The following is a 1221-nucleotide window of genomic DNA, read 5'->3' as shown; positions in this document are numbered from 1 at the left end:
TTGGCGTTTTCAGCAGTTTGTTCAGTTCATCAATGCCCGCCGAGTTTGGGTTTACCCAAGTAGACTTCAGACGCTGACGCTCGGTTTCCATGTTCTCGATTTTTTCGTTGAAACGCGCCCAACGAACATCATCAATCAAGCCAAGTTCACGAGCTTTTTCTGTCAAACGAAGGTCGGCGTTGTCTTCTCGAAGCAATAGGCGGTATTCCGCGCGAGAAGTGAACATGCGGTACGGTTCTTTGGTACCCATGGTCGACAAATCATCAATCAGAACGCCCATGTATGCTTGGTCACGGCGCGGGCTCCAGCCTTCTTTGCCTTGGCTGTACAAGCTTGCGTTCAAGCCCGCCATTAAGCCTTGTGCCGCAGCTTCTTCGTAGCCTGTTGTACCGTTGATTTGGCCAGCAAAGAATAGACCACGGATGAATTTAGTCTCGTAAGTTTGCTTCAAATCACGTGGATCGAAGAAATCGTACTCAATCGCGTAACCAGGACGAACAATGTGTGCGTTCTCGAAGCCTTTCATTGAACGAACGATTTGAACTTGAACATCAAACGGCAAGCTGGTGGAAATACCATTCGGGTATAACTCGTGCGTGGTAAGACCTTCAGGTTCAATGAAAATTTGGTGGCTGTTCTTATCCGCAAAGCGCATCACTTTGTCTTCGATAGACGGACAGTAACGTGGGCCAATTCCTTCGATCACACCTGCGTACATTGGGCTACGATCTAGGTTATTGCGGATCACTTCATGAGTTTGTTCATTGGTATGCGTAATGAAACAAGGAATTTGACGCGGATGGTGTTCGCGCTTACCCATGAATGAGAAAACTGGTGTTGGGTTGTCACCGTGTTGCGCTTCTAGCACTGAGAAATCAACCGTGCGAGCATCAATACGTGGTGGTGTTCCCGTTTTTAGACGATCCACTCGGAATGGCAACTCACGTAAGCGATCCGCCAATGCGATCGATGGTGGATCCCCAGCGCGACCGCCTGAAGAACTTTCCATACCAATGTGGATCTTACCACCCAGGAAGGTACCTACGGTCAGCACAACCGCTTTGGCATGGAACTTAAGACCCATTTGAGTCACAACGCCAACAACACGATCTTGTTCAACAATCAGATCATCAACCGATTGCTGGAACAGAGTTAGGTTTGGCGCGTTTTCTAATGCGTTGCGTACGTACGCTTTGTACAGAGCGCGATCGGCTTGAGCTC

1 protein-coding gene is annotated in these 1221 nt (G+C 48.8%); it reads right to left on the bottom strand.

Annotated features, from left to right (window positions below):
- Positions 1-1221: tRNA uridine-5-carboxymethylaminomethyl(34) synthesis enzyme MnmG (gene mnmG / locus R8269_RS25075; protein WP_318222889.1), on the bottom strand; the 1221-nt coding region annotated here is incomplete at both ends.

The organism is Vibrio sp. Vb0667 (genome assembly GCF_033391095.1).
The sequence above is the reverse complement of the archived record's forward strand: the minus strand, read 5'-3'. Positions and strand labels throughout refer to the sequence as shown.